Source organism: Secundilactobacillus silagincola, from assembly GCF_002583405.1.
Classification (GTDB): Bacteria; Bacillota; Bacilli; order Lactobacillales; family Lactobacillaceae; genus Secundilactobacillus; species Secundilactobacillus silagincola.
This window is the reverse complement of sequence record NZ_BCMJ01000004.1, coordinates 54,999-75,722: the sequence shown is the minus strand read 5'-3', so window position 1 is coordinate 75,722 and position 20,724 is coordinate 54,999. Positions and strand designations below refer to the sequence as shown.

Annotated in this window: 21 protein-coding genes and 1 tRNA gene; 15 read left to right on the top strand and 7 right to left on the bottom strand. The window is 42.4% G+C overall.

The genetic code is table 11. The annotated features are described in order from the left end of the window. Window positions 1-3 precede the first annotated feature (3 nt). Together CES82_RS06020 and CES82_RS06015 are read left to right on the top strand one after the other, a co-directional pair. Window positions 4-1,533 carry a SpaH/EbpB family LPXTG-anchored major pilin gene (locus CES82_RS06020; protein ID WP_098824488.1) on the top strand — a complete coding sequence of 510 codons (1,530 nt, stop codon included), beginning with the start codon at window positions 4-6 and terminating at the stop codon, window positions 1,531-1,533. Between the two features lie 31 nt (window positions 1,534-1,564). Beyond that, complete coding sequence (locus CES82_RS06015) at window positions 1,565-2,716, top strand: class C sortase (RefSeq protein ID WP_098824486.1); 1,152 nt, start codon at window positions 1,565-1,567, stop codon at window positions 2,714-2,716. 495 nt (window positions 2,717-3,211) lie between these two features. Here CES82_RS06015 and CES82_RS06010 read toward each other — a convergent pair whose 3' ends face one another. After that, window positions 3,212-4,147, bottom strand: coding sequence for an L-lactate dehydrogenase (locus CES82_RS06010; RefSeq protein WP_098824484.1), 936 nt, complete (start codon window positions 4,145-4,147; stop codon window positions 3,212-3,214). Between the two features lie 384 nt (window positions 4,148-4,531). Here CES82_RS06010 and CES82_RS12825 point away from each other — a divergent pair, with 384 nt between their 5' ends. Then, window positions 4,532-4,612, top strand: a complete 81-nt coding sequence (locus tag CES82_RS12825; RefSeq protein ID WP_225364864.1) for a putative holin-like toxin — start codon at window positions 4,532-4,534, stop codon at window positions 4,610-4,612. A 216-nt stretch (window positions 4,613-4,828) separates the two neighbouring features. On the opposite strand, the gene CES82_RS06005 is transcribed toward CES82_RS12825, so the two are convergent. Together CES82_RS06005 and CES82_RS06000 are read right to left on the bottom strand one after the other, a co-directional pair. After that, window positions 4,829-4,903, bottom strand: a tRNA-His gene (locus tag CES82_RS06005). A 57-nt stretch (window positions 4,904-4,960) separates the two neighbouring features. Then, a complete protein-coding gene (locus tag CES82_RS06000) occupies window positions 4,961-5,230 on the bottom strand; it encodes a hypothetical protein (RefSeq protein WP_098824482.1) in 270 nt (89 codons plus the stop codon). Window positions 5,231-5,510: 280 nt separating this feature from the next. On the opposite strand from CES82_RS06000, the gene CES82_RS12475 reads away from it, so the two are divergent. Beyond that, window positions 5,511-5,687 carry a hypothetical protein gene (locus CES82_RS12475; RefSeq protein ID WP_168924590.1) on the top strand — a complete coding sequence of 59 codons (177 nt, stop codon included), beginning with the start codon at window positions 5,511-5,513 and terminating at the stop codon, window positions 5,685-5,687. A gap of 56 nt (window positions 5,688-5,743) precedes the next feature. Here the strand turns inward: CES82_RS12475 and CES82_RS05995 are convergent, their stop codons facing one another. Beyond that, window positions 5,744-6,289 carry a TetR/AcrR family transcriptional regulator gene (locus tag CES82_RS05995; protein ID WP_098824480.1) on the bottom strand — a complete coding sequence of 182 codons (546 nt, stop codon included), beginning with the start codon at window positions 6,287-6,289 and terminating at the stop codon, window positions 5,744-5,746. Window positions 6,290-6,490: 201 nt separating this feature from the next. Here CES82_RS05995 and CES82_RS05990 point away from each other — a divergent pair, with 201 nt between their 5' ends. Both CES82_RS05990 and guaD read left to right on the top strand, forming a co-directional pair. Beyond that, window positions 6,491-7,624 (top strand): NADH-dependent flavin oxidoreductase, encoded by a 1,134-nt coding sequence (locus CES82_RS05990; RefSeq protein ID WP_098824478.1) that lies wholly within the window; start codon window positions 6,491-6,493, stop codon window positions 7,622-7,624. 147 nt (window positions 7,625-7,771) lie between these two features. Continuing rightward, window positions 7,772-9,112 carry a guanine deaminase gene (gene guaD, locus CES82_RS05985; protein ID WP_098824476.1) on the top strand — a complete coding sequence of 447 codons (1,341 nt, stop codon included), beginning with the start codon at window positions 7,772-7,774 and terminating at the stop codon, window positions 9,110-9,112. Between the two features lie 70 nt (window positions 9,113-9,182). Here guaD and CES82_RS05980 read toward each other — a convergent pair whose 3' ends face one another. Both CES82_RS05980 and CES82_RS05975 read right to left on the bottom strand, forming a co-directional pair. After that, window positions 9,183-9,467 carry a hypothetical protein gene (locus CES82_RS05980; protein WP_098824474.1) on the bottom strand — a complete coding sequence of 95 codons (285 nt, stop codon included), beginning with the start codon at window positions 9,465-9,467 and terminating at the stop codon, window positions 9,183-9,185. 288 nt (window positions 9,468-9,755) lie between these two features. Next, the gene (locus CES82_RS05975; protein WP_098824472.1) at window positions 9,756-10,022 is read right to left on the bottom strand and encodes a type II toxin-antitoxin system HicB family antitoxin; all 267 of its coding nucleotides are present in this window, start codon (window positions 10,020-10,022) and stop codon (window positions 9,756-9,758) included. Window positions 10,023-10,198: 176 nt separating this feature from the next. On the opposite strand from CES82_RS05975, the gene CES82_RS05970 reads away from it, so the two are divergent. The 5 genes from CES82_RS05970 (at window position 10,199) to CES82_RS05950 (ending at window position 13,232) form a co-directional block, all read left to right on the top strand. After that, window positions 10,199-10,405, top strand: coding sequence for a DUF1659 domain-containing protein (locus CES82_RS05970; RefSeq protein WP_098824471.1), 207 nt, complete (start codon window positions 10,199-10,201; stop codon window positions 10,403-10,405). 26 nt (window positions 10,406-10,431) lie between these two features. Then, the gene (locus CES82_RS05965; protein ID WP_098824469.1) at window positions 10,432-10,665 is read left to right on the top strand and encodes a DUF2922 domain-containing protein; all 234 of its coding nucleotides are present in this window, start codon (window positions 10,432-10,434) and stop codon (window positions 10,663-10,665) included. A 762-nt stretch (window positions 10,666-11,427) separates the two neighbouring features. Beyond that, window positions 11,428-11,799 (top strand): hypothetical protein, encoded by a 372-nt coding sequence (locus CES82_RS05960; RefSeq protein ID WP_098824467.1) that lies wholly within the window; start codon window positions 11,428-11,430, stop codon window positions 11,797-11,799. 38 nt (window positions 11,800-11,837) lie between these two features. Further along, window positions 11,838-12,353 carry a type II toxin-antitoxin system Phd/YefM family antitoxin gene (locus CES82_RS05955; protein ID WP_098824466.1) on the top strand — a complete coding sequence of 172 codons (516 nt, stop codon included), beginning with the start codon at window positions 11,838-11,840 and terminating at the stop codon, window positions 12,351-12,353. A gap of 315 nt (window positions 12,354-12,668) precedes the next feature. Then, window positions 12,669-13,232 (top strand): hypothetical protein, encoded by a 564-nt coding sequence (locus CES82_RS05950; protein ID WP_098824464.1) that lies wholly within the window; start codon window positions 12,669-12,671, stop codon window positions 13,230-13,232. Between the two features lie 129 nt (window positions 13,233-13,361). On the opposite strand, the gene CES82_RS05945 is transcribed toward CES82_RS05950, so the two are convergent. Beyond that, a complete protein-coding gene (locus tag CES82_RS05945) occupies window positions 13,362-14,261 on the bottom strand; it encodes a LysR family transcriptional regulator (protein ID WP_098824462.1) in 900 nt (299 codons plus the stop codon). Between the two features lie 185 nt (window positions 14,262-14,446). Between CES82_RS05945 and CES82_RS05940 the strand changes: the two genes are divergently transcribed. From CES82_RS05940 to CES82_RS05925, 4 genes are all read left to right on the top strand, one after another. Then, on the top strand, window positions 14,447-15,652 hold the full coding sequence (locus tag CES82_RS05940; RefSeq protein WP_098824460.1) for an aminotransferase-like domain-containing protein: 1,206 nt from the start codon (window positions 14,447-14,449) through the stop codon (window positions 15,650-15,652). A gap of 113 nt (window positions 15,653-15,765) precedes the next feature. Further along, on the top strand, window positions 15,766-16,995 hold the full coding sequence (locus CES82_RS05935; RefSeq protein ID WP_098824459.1) for a CAP domain-containing protein: 1,230 nt from the start codon (window positions 15,766-15,768) through the stop codon (window positions 16,993-16,995). 442 nt (window positions 16,996-17,437) lie between these two features. Further along, entirely contained in the window at window positions 17,438-18,712 is a 1,275-nt protein-coding gene (locus CES82_RS05930) for a hypothetical protein (protein WP_098824457.1), read from the top strand. A 142-nt stretch (window positions 18,713-18,854) separates the two neighbouring features. Further along, window positions 18,855-20,666, top strand: coding sequence for a coiled-coil domain-containing protein (locus CES82_RS05925; RefSeq protein WP_098824455.1), 1,812 nt, complete (start codon window positions 18,855-18,857; stop codon window positions 20,664-20,666). Window positions 20,667-20,724: the final 58 nt, after the last annotated feature.

Sequence of the window (20,724 nt, the reverse complement as noted above, 5' to 3'; positions counted from 1 at the left end):
TAAATGAATAAATTAAGACATATTTTTGCGGCACTATTATTGGTATTACCGTTGGCGTTTACTGGGCTGACAGGCATGCCCAGCGCTAAGGCCGCTAGCAATGAAACGGCATATATTCGACTACACAAGTTGGCTTTTGGTTCAGATCAGACACTACCAGATTTACCAGGCAGCGATGATTTATTAGGTAAAGAATTGTCTGATAATCAACTTCAGGGTGGGAAGAAGCTGAACGGGGTTGAGTTTACCGTTTATGACGTCACTAACAGCTATCAGCATCTATCCGGTACTTCGGCTGAACGTCAAAAATTAATTCAGGACAACGCTGTTAAGGCTGCAGATGGTGGATATGTTGTCGATAGTTCAACGACTAAGGGCGAAGGAACAGCTGACTTTGCTTTACCTGTAAAAAGTACCCATGAGGCAGGTAAAAATGCCGTGTATTTAATTCGCGAAACCAAATCGATTTCTGAAGAGATTAATGATAACCAGTCAGTTGTGAAGACCGCTGACCCAATCGTTTTGGTGATGCCACTTAACCAAGCAAGCACCAAAGGTAACCCACTGCACATCTATCCTAAAAACCAGACTAAAAAGACGTTGACGAAAGATTTAAACAAGCTTGATAGTCTCGACAAAATTATTGATAAAAAACATTCAAATATTACCGATGCCGTTTTAGGCTATGGGGATGAAGTTAGCTATACGGTAAGCGTTGTTGTGCCAGCAGATATCACTTCTTTGGATAAATTTGATGTCACTGATACCCCAGATGACGGTTTGAAGATTGATACTTCCAGTATTCTGATCCATGGCGAGCAGTCTAGTGTAACTGTGCCAGGTTGGCAGTTTACACCAGCCCCTGATGGTTCACCGAAGTTTACAATTAATTTTGATACGTCAAAACTGGCTGACTATGCAGGTAAAACCATTTTGATCACCTACAACGCAACTGTTAATAAGAAATTTGAACCAGGAACAACGATTAACAACCATATTTCCTTGAACAACCAGCCTAAAGTTCACGGAACCACGCCAATTACAACGGGTGGTGCGAGGTTTGAAAAGACGGATGCTGATACCGGTAACGGGTTAAAGGGTGCAGAATTCTTGGTCACTAGCAAGGATGGTAAACAATACCTTACTGATACTGGTACAGGCTATGAATGGAAAGAACTACCAGCTAATTTTGATGCTGAGAGTTACGACCCTGCAGCGCTAGAGAAGACTGCAGTTGTGCTTACTTCAGGTAAAAACGGTGATTTCGAAGTTACAGGACTAGGCTTCGGGGATTATTCATTAACCGAGGTAAAAGCACCTGAAGGACATGCGCTATTAACTGAGCCACAAACATTTAAGGTGGACAAGGATTCTTACGATGAAGATCACGTTATCAAAATTGCTAATGCTGCAGAGGGTGTTTTACCACACACTGGTGGTATGGGGATTTACGTGATCATGATCGTTGGTGCAGTCATCATCGCTGCAGGCATTTTCTTCCTTAAACGCAACAAACGACACGAAGAAATTTAGATAGTCATCTAAGTAAAAGGGGGGATTAATTGTGCCTAAATCAAAGCCACGTAAATCACGGCTTACTGTGACACGTCTTATTGGCAGCCTACTGCTGATGGTGGGTGTGGCCGTTGCACTATACCCCTTTTACATTGGGTCTCTGAATGATTTGCTGGATCAGCAGCGAGTGGCTAAAGTTCAACGTGAAAATGAGGGTAATGCTAAGCAACGCCTAGCCGATTTGAAACGTGAAAATACTGCTGAGACTAGCGGTACCAACAGTGATCCATTCTCTGGCTTAAGTAAAAAAGCGACCCTCAATTTAAAGCATGATATGGTTGGCACGGTCACGGTTCCTAAGCTGGTACTTACTGTACCGGTGTTTAAGACGTTGAATGATGCGTCTTTAGAAGTCGGTTCTGCTGTGGTGCCGGGGTCATCTATGCCAACGGGTGGACGAAACACTCACACGGTGGTTGCTGGACACCGTGGCTTGGTGGACAGACGGCTATTCTCTGATCTGAACCGGGTCAAAAAGGGCGATCTTTTCGTTTTCAAAATCTACGGCAAACATTTGGCCTATCGCGTGTTTCAGATACAGGTTGTTGAACCCACCGACACGAGTACTTTGAGAATTAAGCCTGGGCAAGATATCGCAACGTTGCTGACCTGCACGCCGTATATGATCAACTCACACCGGCTGCTTATCACGGGCAAGCGGGTTGCCTATACGCCAACAGTCGCAAAGGATGTCAGTCACGCTAAACAGGCTGAACGATGGCAGCAATTGGCAATTTTAATTGGCTGTGCGCTTGCTATCCTTGCTGTGCTTTGGCTGATGATGCGTCAGATTTATCGGTCAATGTTGAAACGACGAAACTTTCGGCTTCAATTTCAGTGTGTCGATGCAGCTGGTCAGCCAGCTGAGGGTCAAACCTTTAGCTTGCGTAAGCGTAATGGCAAGACGCTGTATCGTGATGGTCAGCCATTGATGGTGACTTCTGATGGCGATGGTAACTGTTTGATTGAAAACTTACCGGGTGCGCTTTATCGGTTAGTTTGGAATGATCAGTCAACAGCTTATTTTCGGGTTGGGGTTAAACGGCTTAAACAGTCTGAAATGGCGTTTTACCCATCTAAACGACAGGCTGAGATTGTTAGTCAACAAGAGGGTCAATGGCGGATTTTAGTAGATCGTTAAATTAGTATTTGAAGGATTTCGAGGGATAGTTTCCTTGAAATCCTTTTTTAGTTGACCGCTTTCGGCTGCCAGCCAGTTCATTGCTGTGGGGACCGGTGAAAGCCTGAGAAGCGGTCTTTCACCTCGCATCCAAGCCACGCCTAGGCCCGCGCGTCTCGGATGTCGTCCCGTGCTGTAAACAGCACCTTCACAGCAGATGAACTGGCTGGCGACCTGCAGCTAAGTTTGAGAAAGCGAATCTAAAAAAGGCTTCAACCCATCTAAAGGTTGAAGTCTTGATCTACATCCTTAATATTCTGTTCATTTAGGCCTGTCAATTTAATCTGTATTGTCTTTGAGAGTGTCAAAGTCTCATCTTCTTTACGTCCTAGTTGTACTGAATGTATAGAGCAAAAGCAATTTAAAATTGGTATTGAGAAGGAACAGTGAGACACAACAAAAAGAGCCTAAAGTAAGATGATTATCTTACTCCAGCCTCTTGGTTAATTAGCAGGTTTAAGCCTCTTGCTTAACATTAGGCAACGTTTCAAACTTTTCACGGATGAAGCCGGCTGATTTGGCCAACTTTTGTTCTTCCTCATCAGTGATTGGCAGGCGTAATGCTTCTACGACACCGTCTTTACCGATGATGGCAGGGTGACCAACGTAGGTGTTGTACTTGTCACTGTAGCATGAGCAAGGGCAAGCTAGGTTGGCATCATCCAAAACGGCGCGGCTTAATTTAACGGCGCAGGTTGCAATGGCGTAGCTGGTATAACCTTTGCCTGAGTGAACGGCCCAGCCACCACCACGTGCTTGAGTTTCAAGATCTTCAAGGTCGAGGCCCTTTTCTTCGGCTAATTCTTCAATTGGTAAGCCGTTAACTGAAACGGTAGACCAAGCAACAAATTGAGATTCACCGTGTTCGCCTAAAGTGTAGCCAGTAACGTTTTTGGCATCAACGTTGAAGTTTTCACCCACGACTTTTTGCATCCGAGCGGTATCCAGAAAGGTCCCGGTACCAAGAACACGGTTAGCTGGTAAGCCGGTAGCTTGTTGCAAGTAATAGGTGATACAGTCACAAGGATTCATGACGTCGATTAAAACACCGTTAAAGCCGGATGCTTTGATCTTAGGTGCGATATCTTGCACAATTTCACGGGTGTATTCGAACTCAGCCCAACGGTTGCCACTGGCATGATCCAAAGCATGAATATTTCCAGAGGTAACGAATAAAATATCAGTATCAGCTAATTCTGAATAATCGTTGATCTTGATTGTCGTGTGAGAATCGAGACGAGCTTGCGAATCCTGTAAGTCTAATTGTTCAGCACGTGCCTTTTTCTCATTTTTATCGATTAAAATTAATTCATCAGCAATTCCTTGACACACCAGCGTATAAGCGACTGTTGCTCCAACGTGTCCGACCCCGATAATTGCGTATTTTCTCATATGTATTGCCTTCTTCTCATAAGTTTTTAATATGTGTTGATGGCACTAAGATACCAGTTCATTGTTGCGTTGTCAACAGTATATTCATGAATAATGGATGCTAAAATGCAATTAAGCTTGTTATATCGGGGCTTACACGCTATAAAAAATTGCTCAATAATTATTAAAGAGTGTTTGGGGGACTGTTTAATTTGAAATGAGAAAGTATGAAGATCACTACCTACTTCGGTTGACGATTTATGGGATATGTTCCAATTCTTTTGATTCACAAAAAAACAGTATACCGTATGATATACTGTTACAGCAGGAGTTCCATGGGTGGTGGTGTCAATTGCGAAAGTGAGTGATGCCTATGATTTACGAAATTTACAAAGGAATTAGATTGTGTCAGTTTACGACACATTATCACTAATGATTGCTTTCGCAACGTTGGTGGTACTAATCGACCGTAGAGACCGTAAGTAAGAAGCCACCCCTATATAAACTTTGGCGAGTTTAAGGTGACTTTTACTGTTAACCGTAGCTTACCACCGCTCTTGAAGCGGTCTGCAGGAGGCCGGTGTTCAAGCGCTGGCCTCTTTTTATGATTCTATTATATCATATTCTAATTACCAGAATAAAATAAACAGTCTGTAAGAAAAAAGCCGCATGATCAACAGATCATACCACTTTTATATTTAGGGCGGTATGTGGGACTCGAACCCACGCGTGCCGGAACCACAATCCGGTGTGTTAACCAAACTTCACCAATACCGCCATCACAACAATAACCATCATACCATAGAATTGGTGAAGTTGAAAAGTAAAATTTAATTATTTTGCGGAGGCGTCATTATTTTTGTCTGTGTCATCGTCTTGAATCATGCGCAGTGCTTTTTGATATTCGTTAACTGACTGTGAAAATGGTTCCCAGAATTGTGGTGTAACCGTACCTGCTTTACGCAGTTCGACGCCGAGCGCAGTCGGTACTAGGTCGACGTCATCACCCTCGTTGAGTTCAAGCTGTTTCACAAATTCATCAGGTATCTTCAGATACAGTTCACCATTTTCGTTGCGTTGAATTTTTTCTGATTGAGCGTCCATGATGCCGGCCCCTTTCTGCTTTGTTGATTTTAGCTACATTATACGGCAAAACAGTGGTGGTGGGTATAGTTGGAGACAATTGTTTTGGGGAAACTTATCGAGATGAGTGAAAGTGTTAACACACGGGCAGTGTAGGGATGTATGAGTCGGTTAACTTGTTTTCTCATTGCAGTCTGCTTGCTTTCACATGTTGTTATGTTACACTACGGTTATCCTGAAAGTGATCGAGTACGATATCGTGTTGTGAAACTTCCTTGAATTTGCAAAGGGGGCAATGGTCGTGGCTAAACGCTACGTTATTACCAAGCCAGACGAGCACATTGTACACCGGACGGATAGCCTACAAACGGTTACCCAAATTACTAAGCGCCCAAAGTGGGTCGTGGAACAGTATGTAAATAGTGACAAGTTGCTTGATGGCTGGAAGATAGTCGATCAGAATCGAGTGGCAAGTTAACGGAAAACGACCGCCAGTGTTATTTGCTGGTGGCCGTTTTTTGGTTTCAACTGTAATCAAGCAAACGTCTTTTTATCACCTAAAATAACCCGTATTTGAGGATTAATGATGTTTGCCACATCATTGATACTTTGCTTATTGCCCTTATCTAGCCATTCGAGGCCTAGAGCCATAATGCCACCAGTCAAAAAGATGAGTTTCTCATCGGGAACCCGACGACCTAGCTTATTTTCGTAGAAGGGTGCGCCTTCAGAAACGGAAGCATTAAACCAGATTTCTGATTTACCATTGATGAAAAGCTGCCTTAAGAATGATTCATTTTCACGGATTACTCTATAGATATATAGGCTAGCCTGTTGCCAGTTCACTGATGATTGATCAATGATTTTATTCTGAAAAAAGCCATGAAAGATATTGTTGGCGTGTTCAATCAGAATTTCATCAATGTAGTGGTAATTACGGTAAAAAGCCGATCGCGAGACACCTGCCTTGCGTACTAATTCACTAACGGAAATATCGTTTAAACGTTTGTTGTCCAACAAGTGTAATAGGGCTCCCAATAGTTGATGTTTTGTTTGAGCTTTAATTTCGGCATTAGCCATCACAGATTCTCCTTTTATGTGACGTCGCACGTATTGAATGAGGTCATTATAGCAAGTAACATAAAAGTAAGTAAAGCGCTTACGTTTATATGATTTTCCACTGTAGTGAATGTAAGAGTGAAGTTTTTTTGGAAATTCATGTGCAAAAAAACACAAGCACTTTACTGAAAACGATTTTATATCTTTAGGAGGATTTTAGAAATGTCAGATAATAATGACAAATTAACCACACCACTTGTCTTTAAACATAGTGCTACTATCAAAACACGAACTGCAATGTCGCCGATGGTGATTAATGAGGCTGAAGAAAACGGCGATATCGGTGAAGATGCTTTAAACTTCTACTCGATGCGTTCCAAAGTTGCAGGGCTGATCATTACCGGTGCTTCATACGTCAGTGAAGGTGGAAAAGCGTACGATCTACAAATTGGTGCTGACCGTGATGAAAACCTACCTGGACTAAAGAAGTTAGCTAACGCCTTGAAAAAAGATGGCAACAAAGCCATTCTTCAGCTGCATCATGGTGGTCGGGAGGCAGTTACGGCACAAAAATTGAATGGGCATTCATATGCACCAAGTAAAATGAACTTTCCGTGGTTAGATTACACGCCAGAGGAGCTAACCGATGCACAAATTCGGCAAATTATCGCTGACTTTGGCGCGGCAACAACCCGGGCAATTGAAGCAGGCTTTGATGGCGTCGAGATTCATGGTGCCAATCATTATCTGTTACAACAGTTTTTCTCCGCGTATTCAAATCACCGCACCGATCATTGGGGTGGTAGTCTAGAGAAACGGATGAACTTCCCGTTAGCTGTTACCAAAGCGGTAGTTGATGCTGCTAAAGATGCAGTTAAAGATGGCTTTATTATCGGTTATCGAGTTTCACCAGAAGAGATTCATGGCGAAAATATTGGGTATACGATCAAAGACTCATTGCAGCTCATCGATAAAATCGCTGACTATGATATTGATTATATTCACACCTCTCTTGTGAGATCTTACGATGAAAAACCTCAGGGTGGCAGTGAGAGTATTGGTCAATTAGTTAAAAAGACTGTTGGTGATCGCGTAAAGACCATCGTTGTTGCAAATGTTTTTGGCAAAGACACCGCGGAAAAAGCACTAGACTATGGTGACATTGTGGCTATTGGTCGTCAGGCACTGATTGAACCGGAATTTGCTGGCAAAATTCTGGCTGGTAAGTCGGATGAAATCCACACGACAATCACCAAGGATCGTGTTGATAAATTAGGTCTGAAGAATCATCTCATCAAGTGGTTTACTACACCAGGTAGTCCACTACCTCCGCTCCCAGGTCAAGAAAATCTTTAATACAATGTTAATGTAAAAGGTATCGAGATTGTGATGACAAATCTCGATACCTTTTTTGGTGTATAATGAATTCATCGATTACACGAATGATATTTTTAAATAGTGGATTATAGTTCGTGAAAAATAAAAATCAACCAAGCGAGGTGCATGATCATTTCTTATTCAAAGATTATCGAAGGGGCGAACTTTTCACCCTTGGCGCAAACGGAAGTTAGTTACCAAGCGCAGCAATTAATTTGTCTAGACGACAGTGGCTACATTGCTCGCATTATCGAGCCTAGCGATTCAGATTATGCGGCTATCAAACAAATCGCACAGGCTAACGACACCTTAACTACATTGCGTCCGAATCAATACATTTTACCCGGCTTCATTGATCTGCACGTCCATGCACCGCAGTGGCCCAATGCTGGGTTAGCGTTAGATCGACCACTAAACGAATGGCTTGATACGTACACCTTCCCATTAGAGGCTAAGTATCAAGACCTGGACTTCGCTAAAACAGTTTACAATGATCTGGTGCAAGAACTACTGGCAAATGGGACGACTACTGTACTCTACTTTGGCACGATTCATAACACTGCCAACTTGGAACTTGCAAAAGCTTGCATCCAGCACGGTCAGCGGGGATTCATCGGTAAAGTTGCCATGGATAACCCAGACCAGACACCCGATTATTATCAGGATGCCTCAGCACAAGTTGCTGTTGACCAAACCGAACAATTTATCCAGCAACTAAATGAACTGAATCAAACTACTGACCTCAAACAGACTCCCGTCATCACACCGCGCTTCGTTCCTAGCTGTACCCCTGACAGCCTTAAAGGGCTGGGTGATCTGGCTCGTAAATATGACTTACCAGTACAATCACATTGCAGTGAAAGTGACTGGGAGAGCGGCTATGCATTGGAACACTACCACATGCGCGATGCCGAGGTTTTGGATCACTATGGTCTGTTGACGGATAAGTCTGTGATGGCACACGGCACAAAACTCACTGATCACGATTATCAACTCTTTGAAAAGCAGGGTGTTGCAGTGGCACATTGCCCAATCTCAAATGTGTACTTTGGTAATGCCGTTTTGCCCGTAAAGCGAGTGTTGACACATCACGTTAAAACTGGGCTTGGAACGGATATTTCTGGTGGTTATTCACCAAGTCTCTATCAAAATATGAGGCAAGCGGTGATGTCGTCACGGATGTTACAAGATGGGGTGGATAATCAATTACCTGCTGATAAGCGTGGTGTTGCGGATAGCGCGCTCAGTGTGAAAACAGCCTTTTACCTGGCTACACGGGGTGGTGCTGAGAGTTTGCACCTGCAGACCGGGAAGATTGCTGAAGGATATTTGGCCGATATGCAGGTGGTTTCGCTTCAAAACGATTTTCAAACGGAGACTTCAGATAATATTTTCGAGAAGCTGATGTATCAGACTAGTAAGGCGGATATTGATCAGGTGTATGTGCAGGGAGAACGGGTTAAATAACTGTGAGCTTTTGACGTATAAAAGGGCATCTCACTTTGAGGTGTCTTTTATTTTACAGGAAACCATATCATCAATCCTTACTAAGCCACTTTTCCATCTCATCTTTATTTGCTGGTACCTTGGGATTATGGTTTAACGCATAACTACGAATGTCTAACTCTGCTTGTCGTAACTGTTTATCTTGGGTTGCTATTAATTGCTGATACACATCTTTGGACATTAATACATAACCTTTATTTGCACCGTTAGATTTAGTTTTCACAGTAGTAATCTCAATAGGTTTCTTGGCCTTGTCTAAGGTTTCAAAGATAGTGCGTTGATGTTTGTAAAAGTTCGACAGTGTATATGTGTCCATTTTTGATTACCTCTCTATCTTGGATTTACGTCATTAGCATGACTTAATGTGGGTTTAATTTCAATTAATTTGGCTGGTAAGCTAAGCGGCAATGTTACATATAAATCAACAAACACCATATGACCGTTAGTTTGATCTAACGGTTATATGGTGTTTGTTGTTTACATTGCTGAAACGTGTTCAAACAAGCAGAGAGTTGCAAATAAGGCACAGCCAACAGAAATCCAAAACCGGGATTTCCGTCGCCTGTGCCTTATTCTCCACTCTCTAAACGCTTGTTTTCACACTCTATTTTCTGTACTCATCCAAATCCAACACAATAAAACTTACGGTCTGGCCCGGTTTTGTTTTCAGTTCACCTGGTGTGCTTGGTACCGGTAATTCATCGTTTGATTTTACCAGCTCCTTACCGACCGCTTCCGCCGCCTTTTGCGCCGCTTGTTCGTTTGTTGTACCCATTACTTTTACACCGGGTACATCCGGAACCGTGATCTGAACACGGTTAATCATTACTGTTGGGTCAAAGATTGCTGGATATACAAGCCGTTGAGCCATGAAATAGCCTCCTGAATTTAAGTTACGATTTAAATCATCCTCTCCATTCTACCGAAGATTCGCGCTAATTTCAAAATTTTTCCAAATTGCGGTTGACACTTTGGTGAGCTGATTTGTTTGTATAAGTGTAGGGCGTTGGCCAACACTTACAAAACTAACTTACTGGAGAGATTAATATGAACACTACTTGGAATAAAACTAACCTGGTTCTGGTTATGCTTGACGCAAACGACAACAAGATTCGCTACACTTACAACAACATGATTGAAAAGCCTTCTGACGACCAAATTACAAAGTTTGCCGCAGTTATTGAGAAGTTAACCGGCACATCATTCTTTAATGCCTACGTCACCACCACCGATAACAAGACGCAAGTTGCCTAAGCCACTTATCTAAAGGAGATTAGAACATGAATAGCGAAGAAAAAACAGTATTGCAGTTACGTTTCAAAGGTTCAGACGAAAAGGTCCACACTTTCAGTTTTCCAAAGGCGGTTTCTGGTTTAACGACTGAAACAATTGCCGAAGCGATGAACGCCATTGCAACGCTTGGCCTCTTTAGCCGGAAGGGTGTTACCCTTTACGATTCAGCGGTCAGCGGCGCATACGTGAAGACGACTACGCAAGAACTCTACAAAGTCTAACCAGTACCGCCCCCAATTTATTCTCTACTCAATGAACGGTCGGGGGGCGATATTGATGAAGCAACACGTGATACTCGCAGCGCTTGTCTTTTACGCGGCGCTGCACCTGAAAAATACGGAATTGATCATGATTGCACTGAGTATCTGGTCGATTCGTTAGTGAGTTGTAGAACAGGTTAAGACTGCCCAGCACCACGTCACTATTTGACGGTGCTGGGCAGTCTTTGTATGCTTACATATTTCAGCCAAAATAGGTAACGTTAAAATTAATTTCACAAATTAAGTGACTTTGATAGCTTTAATCTGATTTTCAGTCTACAATAAAGAAGGTTTTAACGATGAGTCGTTAGACCATCATTAAATTAATATGATCTAAACTATTTTACCCATAAAAGATAGTTCGGACTGAGTTACAATCCCCAACAATATATACATCAAGCACTGGGCGCAGAATCGAAAAGCAGACACCTGTGCAGTCGGCGATAGACAGTACCAACGTTATGGGTATATTTTCCTTCTTTAAGGGGATATAGGTAGCATGTCTTGCCAACGGTTAAAACCGTTTTCGCTGTGTGGGATAGATCGTGTAGCCATCAAAACGATGACACACTTTTGGATTGTGCGAACTTCAGGCCACTTTGGTGGTGCTGAGGTTGTTACCCAACTAAGAGACCTTTTCTCTTATCCATTTAAGGGGAGGGCCTTTTTTAATGGGTAAGTGCTACACTGAGTGATAGATATATTAGATAGAGGGGATACACAATGAATCAGAAAAAGATTGCAACGTTGTTGATTGCTGTTGTTTCACTTGGTACGGGATTGTCCTTTCACCAAACGACAGCGCATGCCTTGGCAGATTATTGGGTGCATAATCATTGGGTGACAATCAGAAAAACGGTCAAAGTTCAGAAAATCAAGATTGTTAATCCAATGTATAAAAGTCGATCAGTCAAAACCTATAAAATTCATCGTGGCGCGCATTATAAGCTAGGTCATTATTCAACCAATTACCCTTGGGTACTTAATTCTGGTCGGTTTAATTCCAATTCACATTACACGTATATCGTGCGTCGTGGTTGGAACGATGCCAGCTGGTTCAAATTCAGATTAACTAAATCAAAGTCCATCGCATAGTTATCCTTGTAACGATTAAACGAAAACGGGGTAACACGATGGACTTTTTTAATACAGCAGATTCACTTGCACCAATGTATCTCACTTATTCTGGCTTAATTCGCCATGATGAACGAGAAGAACTGCCTTACCAGATGTACATGCCAGTAGTTGATCATACAGTAGGTGGCAAATCCATCTATGACGTTCTGACTCGAGGACGGGAAATGATTGGGACACTGCTGATGGAACGGGTGATGGATCACGAAGATTTACCTGAGCCGGAAGAAACATTACCTGAGGGTGACGCAGATGAAATGCCAACCTTCATTAACGTGGAACTAGACCGCTTTAAGCACCTGATTGCACCAAAAGAAACGTTGATTCGGCCAATGAGTGCGTTGAAACAGCCTAAGCAGTTATTAGCGCATGTGTATGATTTTCAGCCTGTCTTCATCACGGAAGAGGGTATCGGCCGTTATGTCATCGTCAGTATGAAGGATTATGACATGTTCCAGAATACGATTGGCATGGTGCTGGATAAGCAGGATATTGTGGATGCGCTGGATGATTAGAGTGTGAAGGAGAGCGATTAGAGACTGGAGTCTAAGGCGCTTCTGGCGGAAAGCACGTCGTATTTTGACGTGGGTTCCGCCAGAAGTGACTTAGATGCAAGTCTCTGCTCTCCTGAACACGTTTAGGCAAAGTTGCCAAAACAAACCGGGTAAGCCAAAAGCCTAGAGACGAGTCTTGCCTCTAGGCTTTTAAATATAGCCATTAATTCTCTAAGCTTAATCAATTGAAAATAAGAGCGGCATCCTATATCCTAAACGCGCTGGAGTAGGATAAGTACTTTAAATTTTTAAATTTGATTATTGGAGGAGTTAACGATGGTTCAAAAGTATGTAGCGGAAATTAAACCGCTGAATGAAGCAATCATTGGGACCAAGCCACACGGTACCGCTGAATTCACTGTGAGTGACGATGCGTTGCACATTGAAGTTGAGATGTTCGATACGCCAAAGAATATGCAGCATTGGGAACATTTTCATGGTTTCACGGATGGCAAAGATGCGCAGCCAGCCACCATGGCACAGGATGTGAATCATGATGGCGTGGTCGATTTGCCAGAGACAGAAGCTGTTTCTGGTACGACGATGGTGCCGTTTGACGCCGAACCGCATCAGATGGATATTGCGAACGACACTTATCCAGTTTCTGATGATCAGGGTCACTTTAAATATGTCAAACACGTACCGTTAGCTGATTTAAAAGCACAATTTAAGAAAGTTTTTGGCACGGACGATCTGGATTTAGATAAGCGGGTCATTTACATCCATGGTGTACCGGATGCGGTGAAGCTGCCTGACACAGTGGGTGGTAATCTGAATGAGAAGTATGATAAGCATGTGACGTTGCCGATAGCGGTGGGAAAAATTAAGAGTGTGAAGTAGCTCGGGTTGAGCCCAGAGTGTAACTGAAAAGAGTGGGTTTCCTGAACTTGGGGAAACTCACTCTTTTCAGTTACATGGCAGGGCTCAGAGCTACTGAGCACGTTTCCACTAGATAACATCAACGCCACACTAACTCCGTACCAACAGCGCTTCCGGATACTTCTTCCCCACAAACGCCTTAATCGTCTCAATCATCTTCTGCGTAGAAGGTGCCTTCGCTTGCACCGCCGACGTTGCCAGCCCAATTGACCGGTAGAAAGGATGCTCAAACGGATACACGGCCACATCTCCAATGATTTTCTGCAACGCTAGTTCCGGCAGAATTCCCAATCCCAGTCCGGCTTCCACCATGGCAACGATAGACTGGTCATCAATGGAGAAGTGAATCAGGTTTGGCTGAATACCGTAGTAGTCCAGTGCCGCTTTAGTATCACGGTCGTAATCACCGGATTGCAGGATGAAGTCGCGGTCTTCCAGATCTTCGTTGGTAACGGACTTTTTATTTTTCGGAACGAAGCCTTTTGGCGCCACACAGTAGATCTCATCTTTGACCAGATCATCTACAATTAAGTTCTCACTAACCGGCATCACAGCAAATCCCAGATCCAGCGTTCCGTTTTTAACGTTCTGTACGATTTCATTAAAGCCTGATTGACTCACTGAAATGTCGATATTTGGATATTGTTTCTTAAATGACTGAATAATGGGCGGCAACCAGTTAATGCAGACGGATGAGAACGCACCGATGCGAATTGAACCGGAATTCAACCCGTTGATGTCAGCGGCTTCTTGTTCCAGCCGCGCCTGACTGTTCAGAATCTCTTGGATAATGGGTAATATCGTTCTACCGTTGGCAGTCAGTTCTGCACCAGAACGGGAACGGATGAAGATAGGAAAGCCCAGTTCATTTTCCAGTTGGGTAATCGAATGGCTGATCGCGCTGGGCGTCACGTTCAGCTTTAAAGCAGCTTTTTGAAAGGTACCTTCCTGAATCACGGTACTAAAGACTTGGTAAGCAAAAGGAATCATGAATCGTACCTCCATTAGATAACATTATCAACCAATTAAAGCTTGCTCATACATTAACAGCACAGGTGAAGGACTTTCACCTAAATATGAGCAACTTGAACTATACGAATACTAACAAAGAGTATACCATATAGGCAAATTAGTAAAATACACCGTGTCATGAGATGAAAGGTGAGGTATACATTATGGATAATAACCTGTTTGCAACCCGTGTTCAGCCAGAGGTACCGTCACGATTAGCCGGACTGTTCCCGGTGATGGACTATGAAGATGCCATCAAGTTTACTGCTGGGGCGCCAGCGGAAAGTTTATTTCCTGCTCATGCCATGCAGCAGGCCTACTTGGATGCCATGGCAGCAGAGGGCAACCACACCTTTCAATACCACACAGTAGATGGTCCCGTGGAATTGCGTGAACGCTTAGCCCAACGTGCCATGGACAAGATGCAGATTGAAAATGTCACCGCTGAAAACGTCATGTTAACGGCTGGCGGTCAGCAGGGAATCGATCTGGTGGCTAAAGCGTTGCTGAACAAGGGTGACGCCATGGTGGTCGAAGCACCAACCTATGTGGGCGCCCTGTCATCGTTTGATATGTACGAACCTACCTATTATGAAGTCGAATTAGAGAACGACGGATTGAACACTGATCAGTTGGAAGCAACCTTGAAACAGCACCCAGAGATCAAGTTTCTCTACACCGTTTCTGACTTCCACAACCCAGGCGGTGTCACCATGTCCTTAGAAAAACGTCAAAAAGTAGTTGAATTAGCCAACAAGTATCATTTTATCGTATTGGAGGACACGCCATACCGTGAACTGCGCTATACCGGCAAATCATTGCCAAGTATTAAACACTTTGACACCGAGGGCAGAGTGATCTTCCTATCAAGTTTTTCCAAGGTGCTGATGCCAACGTTGCGGACTGGCTGGCTAGTAGCAGACAAGGCGATTATCCAACAACTTTATAAGTTGAAGGAAGCCGCTGATTTGGAAGTGCCGAACATCACCGCACAGGCGATCAATCACTTCCTAGCTAATAACAGTCTGGATGACCATATCGCAAAGCTCAATCAAGAGTACGTGGTACGGATGCAGGCCATGATTGCCGCGTGCCAGAAGTACCTGCCAGAAGGTGTATCTGCAACCAAACCAGAAGGCGGCTTCTTCACCTGGGTCACGGTTAATGACGCCATCAACACCACGGATCTCCTATATAATGAAGCAACGCCTAACCAGCATATTGCCTACGTGCCATCTAAGAACTTCTATGCGTATAAGAATCACACTAATGGCATGCGCCTGAACTTCACGGGGCTGACACCAGCTGAGATTGATGACGGCATGAAACGATTGGGAACGTTGTTGACGCATGCAGGACAATTAATATAGAAGTAATGAGAAAAAAGTGATTAAATTTCACGCAGGTGAATGCTATTATAAAGGGGTACTTATGTGTCACGTTGCTAGAAGGGAAGCCGTTTGATTTAGGAAGGGGAAGTGTCATGAAACACAAATACTTAAGAAAACTGACAGTAATCGGGCTTAGCTTTGGTATCTTCGCTGGGGGAGCTTTAGTACCAACACAGGCTAGTGCTAAGACCAAGGTGCGGTCGTATGAGAACATTAAGAATGCAACTTATACGGTGACTAAATCAAGTGCGACGGTTTATTCCACGGCCTCACTAACCCATAAAAAGGGCACACTGAAATCATTCGGCACTAAAGTCACGGGCTACTATGCCGCTCACGTGACTAAGAACGGGAAGTCATCGATTTACTATAAGTTCAAAGTCGGCAATAAGACAGGTTGGGTGTGGCACGGATACTTGAAGAAAGCCGCGCCAGCACAAGATCTATCTAAGATTTATTCACCAACTGAACTTGCGACGGTCAATCAGTTTAAAGCCACAGCTAAAAGTATTGGCAACAGTACCAAAAATATGTATAGCGTAAAACCAGTGACTAAGAGTCATTTTGCTGCTGGGAAACTCAGTGATAGCTATGTAAACAACACTGTACGTACGATTAATCTTGCTCGTGGCCTTTACGGGTTACCGTCAGTAACCGCTAATTCGGCGTGGAACTCTTCAGCACAGATGGGTGCTGCTACGTTAGCAGCTGCTGATCAAGGACTGTCACACGGATTAGTCGGGTTCAGTAAACCAAGCTTTGTTTCTAACTCTGACTGGCAAGCAGGAGTAGATGCCACGAACCAAAGTAATTTGGCTGAAGGATACACCGGTGCCTACGATACGGTTACCGGCTACTTGAACGATAGTGGTAACGATGATCCTGGTCACCGTGAGTGGCTACTAGGCGGTATTAATGAAGTCGGTGTCGGGCAAGCCGGGGATTACAATGATCTCCGCGTGTTTGACATGAACGACTATTCTGACGCAACGCCAAGTCAACCAGTTGCCTTTCCAAACAAAACCGTCTTTCCATGGGAATGGGTATCAGGTACTCGCTGGTCGCTGTCATTGCCGCAATCACTAGACACTAAATCAGCTAAGATTACACTCACTGATAATACGGCTAAAAAGAACGTGCCAGTTTCGGGTGTGCTCGTAACGGATGGTGGATATGGAGACTTTAATACCTCTATTTCCTATCAGCCAAAAGATGCCATGATCCAAGCAAATCATTCCTATACGGTTAATATTACGGCCGATGGGTTAGGCTCCGGTTATACTTATACAACTAAGCTGTTTAAGGTTGGGGACATTAATTAGGACGTTTACTAGTCATCGTATGATTTCTTAGATTAATACTGAATTCAACTTTTTTTAAAATAAAAAAATAATTATTTTAAACACGATAACAGCGCTTTCCTGCATAAACTTTTATGCGAAAAGCGCTGTTTTAATTTGTAATGTTAATGTTACAGATTATGACACGATAATATGGTAGGCATCATCAAAGGTAAGCATGTATAGGCTTTCATCGTGATTTTTCATTTTTCAAATATGTGAAATTATTACAAGCAAGCTACAAATTGGGCATTATTCTTGAAGACCTTTGGGGGATGCGTTAGACTCTCTTATAGAGTCAAGAACTCGATATGCAGTGTTCAAAAGTTGTTGTGGTAATTATTTTACTTAACATTCCGCTGGATATTGTGTATACTGTTTATGCTTGATGAGTTACATAAATATATGTTTGGAGGAATTTCACATGCAATCTAGTTTAAAGAAGTCTCTTTATTTAGGTTTAGCTGCAGTTTCATTTGCTGCTGTTGCTGGCGCAACAACTGCTAACGCTTCAGCTGCCGCAACTGTTACATCTAACCCAGCATTAACTGCTGCCGCTTCAGATCGTAACGTTGCTTTCACTGGTACCAACGCTATTTACACTAAGCCAGGTACTGTTAAGGGTGCCAAGGTAGTTGCTTCAACTACTACTCTTAACAAGATCAAGGATTCAACTAAGGGTCAAGACAACGTTCGTGTATACGGACAAGCTGTTACTAACCGCGGTTCAGTTTACTACAAGGTTGTAACTTTTGACAAAGCATACCGTGGATGGGTTTACGGTGGTACCGTACAACAACAATTTAACGGTGGTATCAAGTCATACACCACTACTACTGACACTACTGCATCATTAACTACATCTGACACTGATGGTTACTACAACATCGCTAAGCCAGGTACTGCTAACGATGGTACTGCAACTACTTATACTGCACCAGCTTGGACTCAATACAAGCTTGGCCGTACAACTACTGACGGTACTAAGATTGGTAAAGACTTATTGAAGGTCAGCAAGCAAGCCACTCGTACTCGCGAAGGCGACACTTGGGTTTACGTTACTGATGCAACCAACAGCCAATACAGTGGTTGGATCTTAAAGAGCGCTTTAACTAAGACTTCTGAAGTACCAGCTTCAGAAGGTGTTACTGTTAACTATGTTGAACAATCAACTGCTAAGACTGTTGGTTCATACGTAGTTCCATTCAAGGCTGACAACGCTGCTTTAGCTAACCAAACTATGAACCTTACTGCTGACACTCCAGCTGCATTACAAGCTGTTAAGGGCGCTGTTCCTGCAGGTTACTCACTTGTAAACGGCAATAACAATGGTTCTGATTCATTTGGTGATTCTGCTAAGGCTGCAGTTGCAACTAAAGGCTCAAGCGTAACTTATTACGTTAAGGCTAATGCAAATGCTAATGTTAACTTTGTAGGTGCTACTAAAGATGCAACTACTGGTTTAACTTCATCACTTAACTTCAACAATGTTACTGACCCAACTAGTGCAATGGCTAAATTCACTGCTGCTTCTAATGCATTGAATGGTCAAGGTGGCTTGTCAGTATCTAGCGATACTATCAAGGCTGCTCTTGTAGCTCAAGGCTTAGGTACTATCAAGGTTGGCAACACAACTTATACTCTTGACACTGTTTCACCTGCAACTTACGGTGGACAATCAACTATCATCTACAAATAATAACTAATTTCTTAGTTAATTTATAGATAATAGACGAAAAGGATTCGCTCTTAGAGCGAATCCTTTTTTATTACATAACACTTTTTCTGAAATGCTATAATGTAGTTATCCGAAATTCTAAAGTTCGAAAGTGGGAGCGCTAATGGCATTTAAGGATTTATTTAAATCAAGTAAAAACTATAAAAATAACACAAATAACTTGAACAAAGTTGAACCTCAGAATCCCACAGGAGTTGAACTAGATAGTGGGGCTGACAAGTATAAAAAGAATCTTTCTGACATAGCTAAACAATTTAATCTGACTCGTCAAAAATTATCCGCGAGCTTATTTAGAAACAAAATTGCTATTCAAACAAAAATAGATGATATACAAGCTCAGATGATCCAAGTGCAGCAAGTTATCACCCAAAACATGGAAATTAAAAATACTTTGTTATCTCAGCAGTCAGAACAAGTTGATGCTGAAACACAGTCTATTAAGCGACAAAATAGTCAACTGAATCAGGAGATAGCTGGATTACAGAACGAAGCTAAAGAACATGTTGAAAAAAATCGGCCAATGGGTCAGCAACTTCAGAGTTTAACTCAAAAACAATCAGGCTTAGAAAAACAATCTGCGGATTTAGCCACTCAGCTTAAAGAAGAGAAGGATCCAGCGCTGATTATTGCACATGTTGACAAGCTACGGACGGCTATCGAAGAGAATGAGCGTGAGCGGGTGGAAACTAATCAAAATATTGAGAAACTTAATCAGACTTACACCCATTCAAAGGCTGAATTAAAACAAATTCGTCAAGATTTAATGGCGAAGCAAGCACAGCTGAAAGATAATCGAGCTAAAATTGAACAGAAGAAAAAAGAAATTGAAGATGCAGATAATGATCAAAACCATCAACTAAGGGAAGCAGAATCTAAGATGGCTGCAAATGAGCAGATTATTGCAGAATTAAAAGAGAAAATGGCACCATTTCAAGATGAACTGGACGCTGTGCAGAAAGAAATTAATAATTGGCTTGGCAGCGATTATCCAGTGAACACGCTGGTCATTGATGGACAAAAAGAATACCTCATTGATATGGATGATATTGGTGACAATCGATTATCAGAGTTAAAAAGAGTTGTTGGCTTTTTAATTGATAAAGGTATGCAGAAAATTAGCCTGTATACTTCTCAGTTTTCGTTAAATGTAAATGATAACTTCAATTCTTGGATTGAAGCGTTGAGTATTTCCCAACTTGAGGTGAATGTTTATAATCCGCTGTTAAACCTGCAGAAGCAGGGTGAGTTAGCGGCCAAGTTCCAATTACGAACAGATGCAGTTAGTGATGAATGGGACGAGGATCACATTGAACGAACGTTAACTTTTGATGACGGTACTATTCAAAAAATTCATTATTATGATGCAGGACAAAACATTGCTGATGTTAACTATTACCAGAATGATAAATTGATTGAGACTAGAATAATTAGTCCACAGGGACAGCTAGTCGAACGTAGTCTTTTTAATGAAGATGGTACGCAACAACACGATGAATACTATACACAGAGTGGTACTGAAGTTTTAGATGTTGTTTATGATCAAAACGAGGTAGTAGCGGTTAAATTATTGAATCAAACTGGTCAAATAATGGCAACTTTTGAGAATGCTGAACAGTTCACTACATGGTGGTTACAGAATCATTTTGAATCAAAGGGTGTTTTCGTAGGATTCTTAGATAATGATGGTTATCGAAAACTGCTAAAGACAGTTGACAATGATGCACTAACTTTACTTAATCATGACATGGCTTCCAATATAAATCTTTTGTATTGGTTAAATGGTTTTGAACATTCTCAATTTCTAACCGATAATTATGAATCTGAAGTATTACTAGCTAAGGCAGCTGATAAGCCCATTGAGGTTGGTTTTGTGGATCAGCGGAATCTTCCTTATCAACTTGGTGTGATGGGATAAGATGCGCATGTATTTACCAATCTTTAGAAAAATCCAATTGAGACAGTCAAGGAGGATA

Bases quoted from the DNA above. Each gene is read 5' to 3' on its own strand.
- CES82_RS05950 (WP_098824464.1), top strand. From the start codon at position 12,669: ATGGTTCAAAAGTATGTAGCGGAAATTAAACCGCTGAATGAAGCAATC.
- CES82_RS05980 (WP_098824474.1), bottom strand. From the start codon at position 9,467: ATGGACACATATACACTGTCGAACTTTTACAAACATCAACGCACTATC.
- CES82_RS05930 (WP_098824457.1), top strand. From the start codon at position 17,438: ATGCAATCTAGTTTAAAGAAGTCTCTTTATTTAGGTTTAGCTGCAGTT.
- CES82_RS06010 (WP_098824484.1), bottom strand. From the start codon at position 4,147: ATGAGAAAATACGCAATTATCGGGGTCGGACACGTTGGAGCAACAGTC.
- CES82_RS05965 (WP_098824469.1), top strand. From the start codon at position 10,432: ATGAATAGCGAAGAAAAAACAGTATTGCAGTTACGTTTCAAAGGTTCA.
- CES82_RS06000 (WP_098824482.1), bottom strand. From the start codon at position 5,230: ATGGACGCTCAATCAGAAAAAATTCAACGCAACGAAAATGGTGAACTG.
- CES82_RS05945 (WP_098824462.1), bottom strand. From the start codon at position 14,261: ATGATTCCTTTTGCTTACCAAGTCTTTAGTACCGTGATTCAGGAAGGT.
- CES82_RS05995 (WP_098824480.1), bottom strand. From the start codon at position 6,289: ATGGCTAATGCCGAAATTAAAGCTCAAACAAAACATCAACTATTGGGA.
- CES82_RS05935 (WP_098824459.1), top strand. From the start codon at position 15,766: ATGAAACACAAATACTTAAGAAAACTGACAGTAATCGGGCTTAGCTTT.
- CES82_RS05990 (WP_098824478.1), top strand. From the start codon at position 6,491: ATGTCAGATAATAATGACAAATTAACCACACCACTTGTCTTTAAACAT.
- CES82_RS05975 (WP_098824472.1), bottom strand. From the start codon at position 10,022: ATGGCTCAACGGCTTGTATATCCAGCAATCTTTGACCCAACAGTAATG.
- CES82_RS05955 (WP_098824466.1), top strand. From the start codon at position 11,838: ATGGACTTTTTTAATACAGCAGATTCACTTGCACCAATGTATCTCACT.
- CES82_RS05940 (WP_098824460.1), top strand. From the start codon at position 14,447: ATGGATAATAACCTGTTTGCAACCCGTGTTCAGCCAGAGGTACCGTCA.
- CES82_RS05925 (WP_098824455.1), top strand. From the start codon at position 18,855: ATGGCATTTAAGGATTTATTTAAATCAAGTAAAAACTATAAAAATAAC.
- CES82_RS06020 (WP_098824488.1), top strand. From the start codon at position 4: ATGAATAAATTAAGACATATTTTTGCGGCACTATTATTGGTATTACCG.
- guaD (WP_098824476.1), top strand. From the start codon at position 7,772: ATGATCATTTCTTATTCAAAGATTATCGAAGGGGCGAACTTTTCACCC.
- CES82_RS05960 (WP_098824467.1), top strand. From the start codon at position 11,428: ATGAATCAGAAAAAGATTGCAACGTTGTTGATTGCTGTTGTTTCACTT.
- CES82_RS05970 (WP_098824471.1), top strand. From the start codon at position 10,199: ATGAACACTACTTGGAATAAAACTAACCTGGTTCTGGTTATGCTTGAC.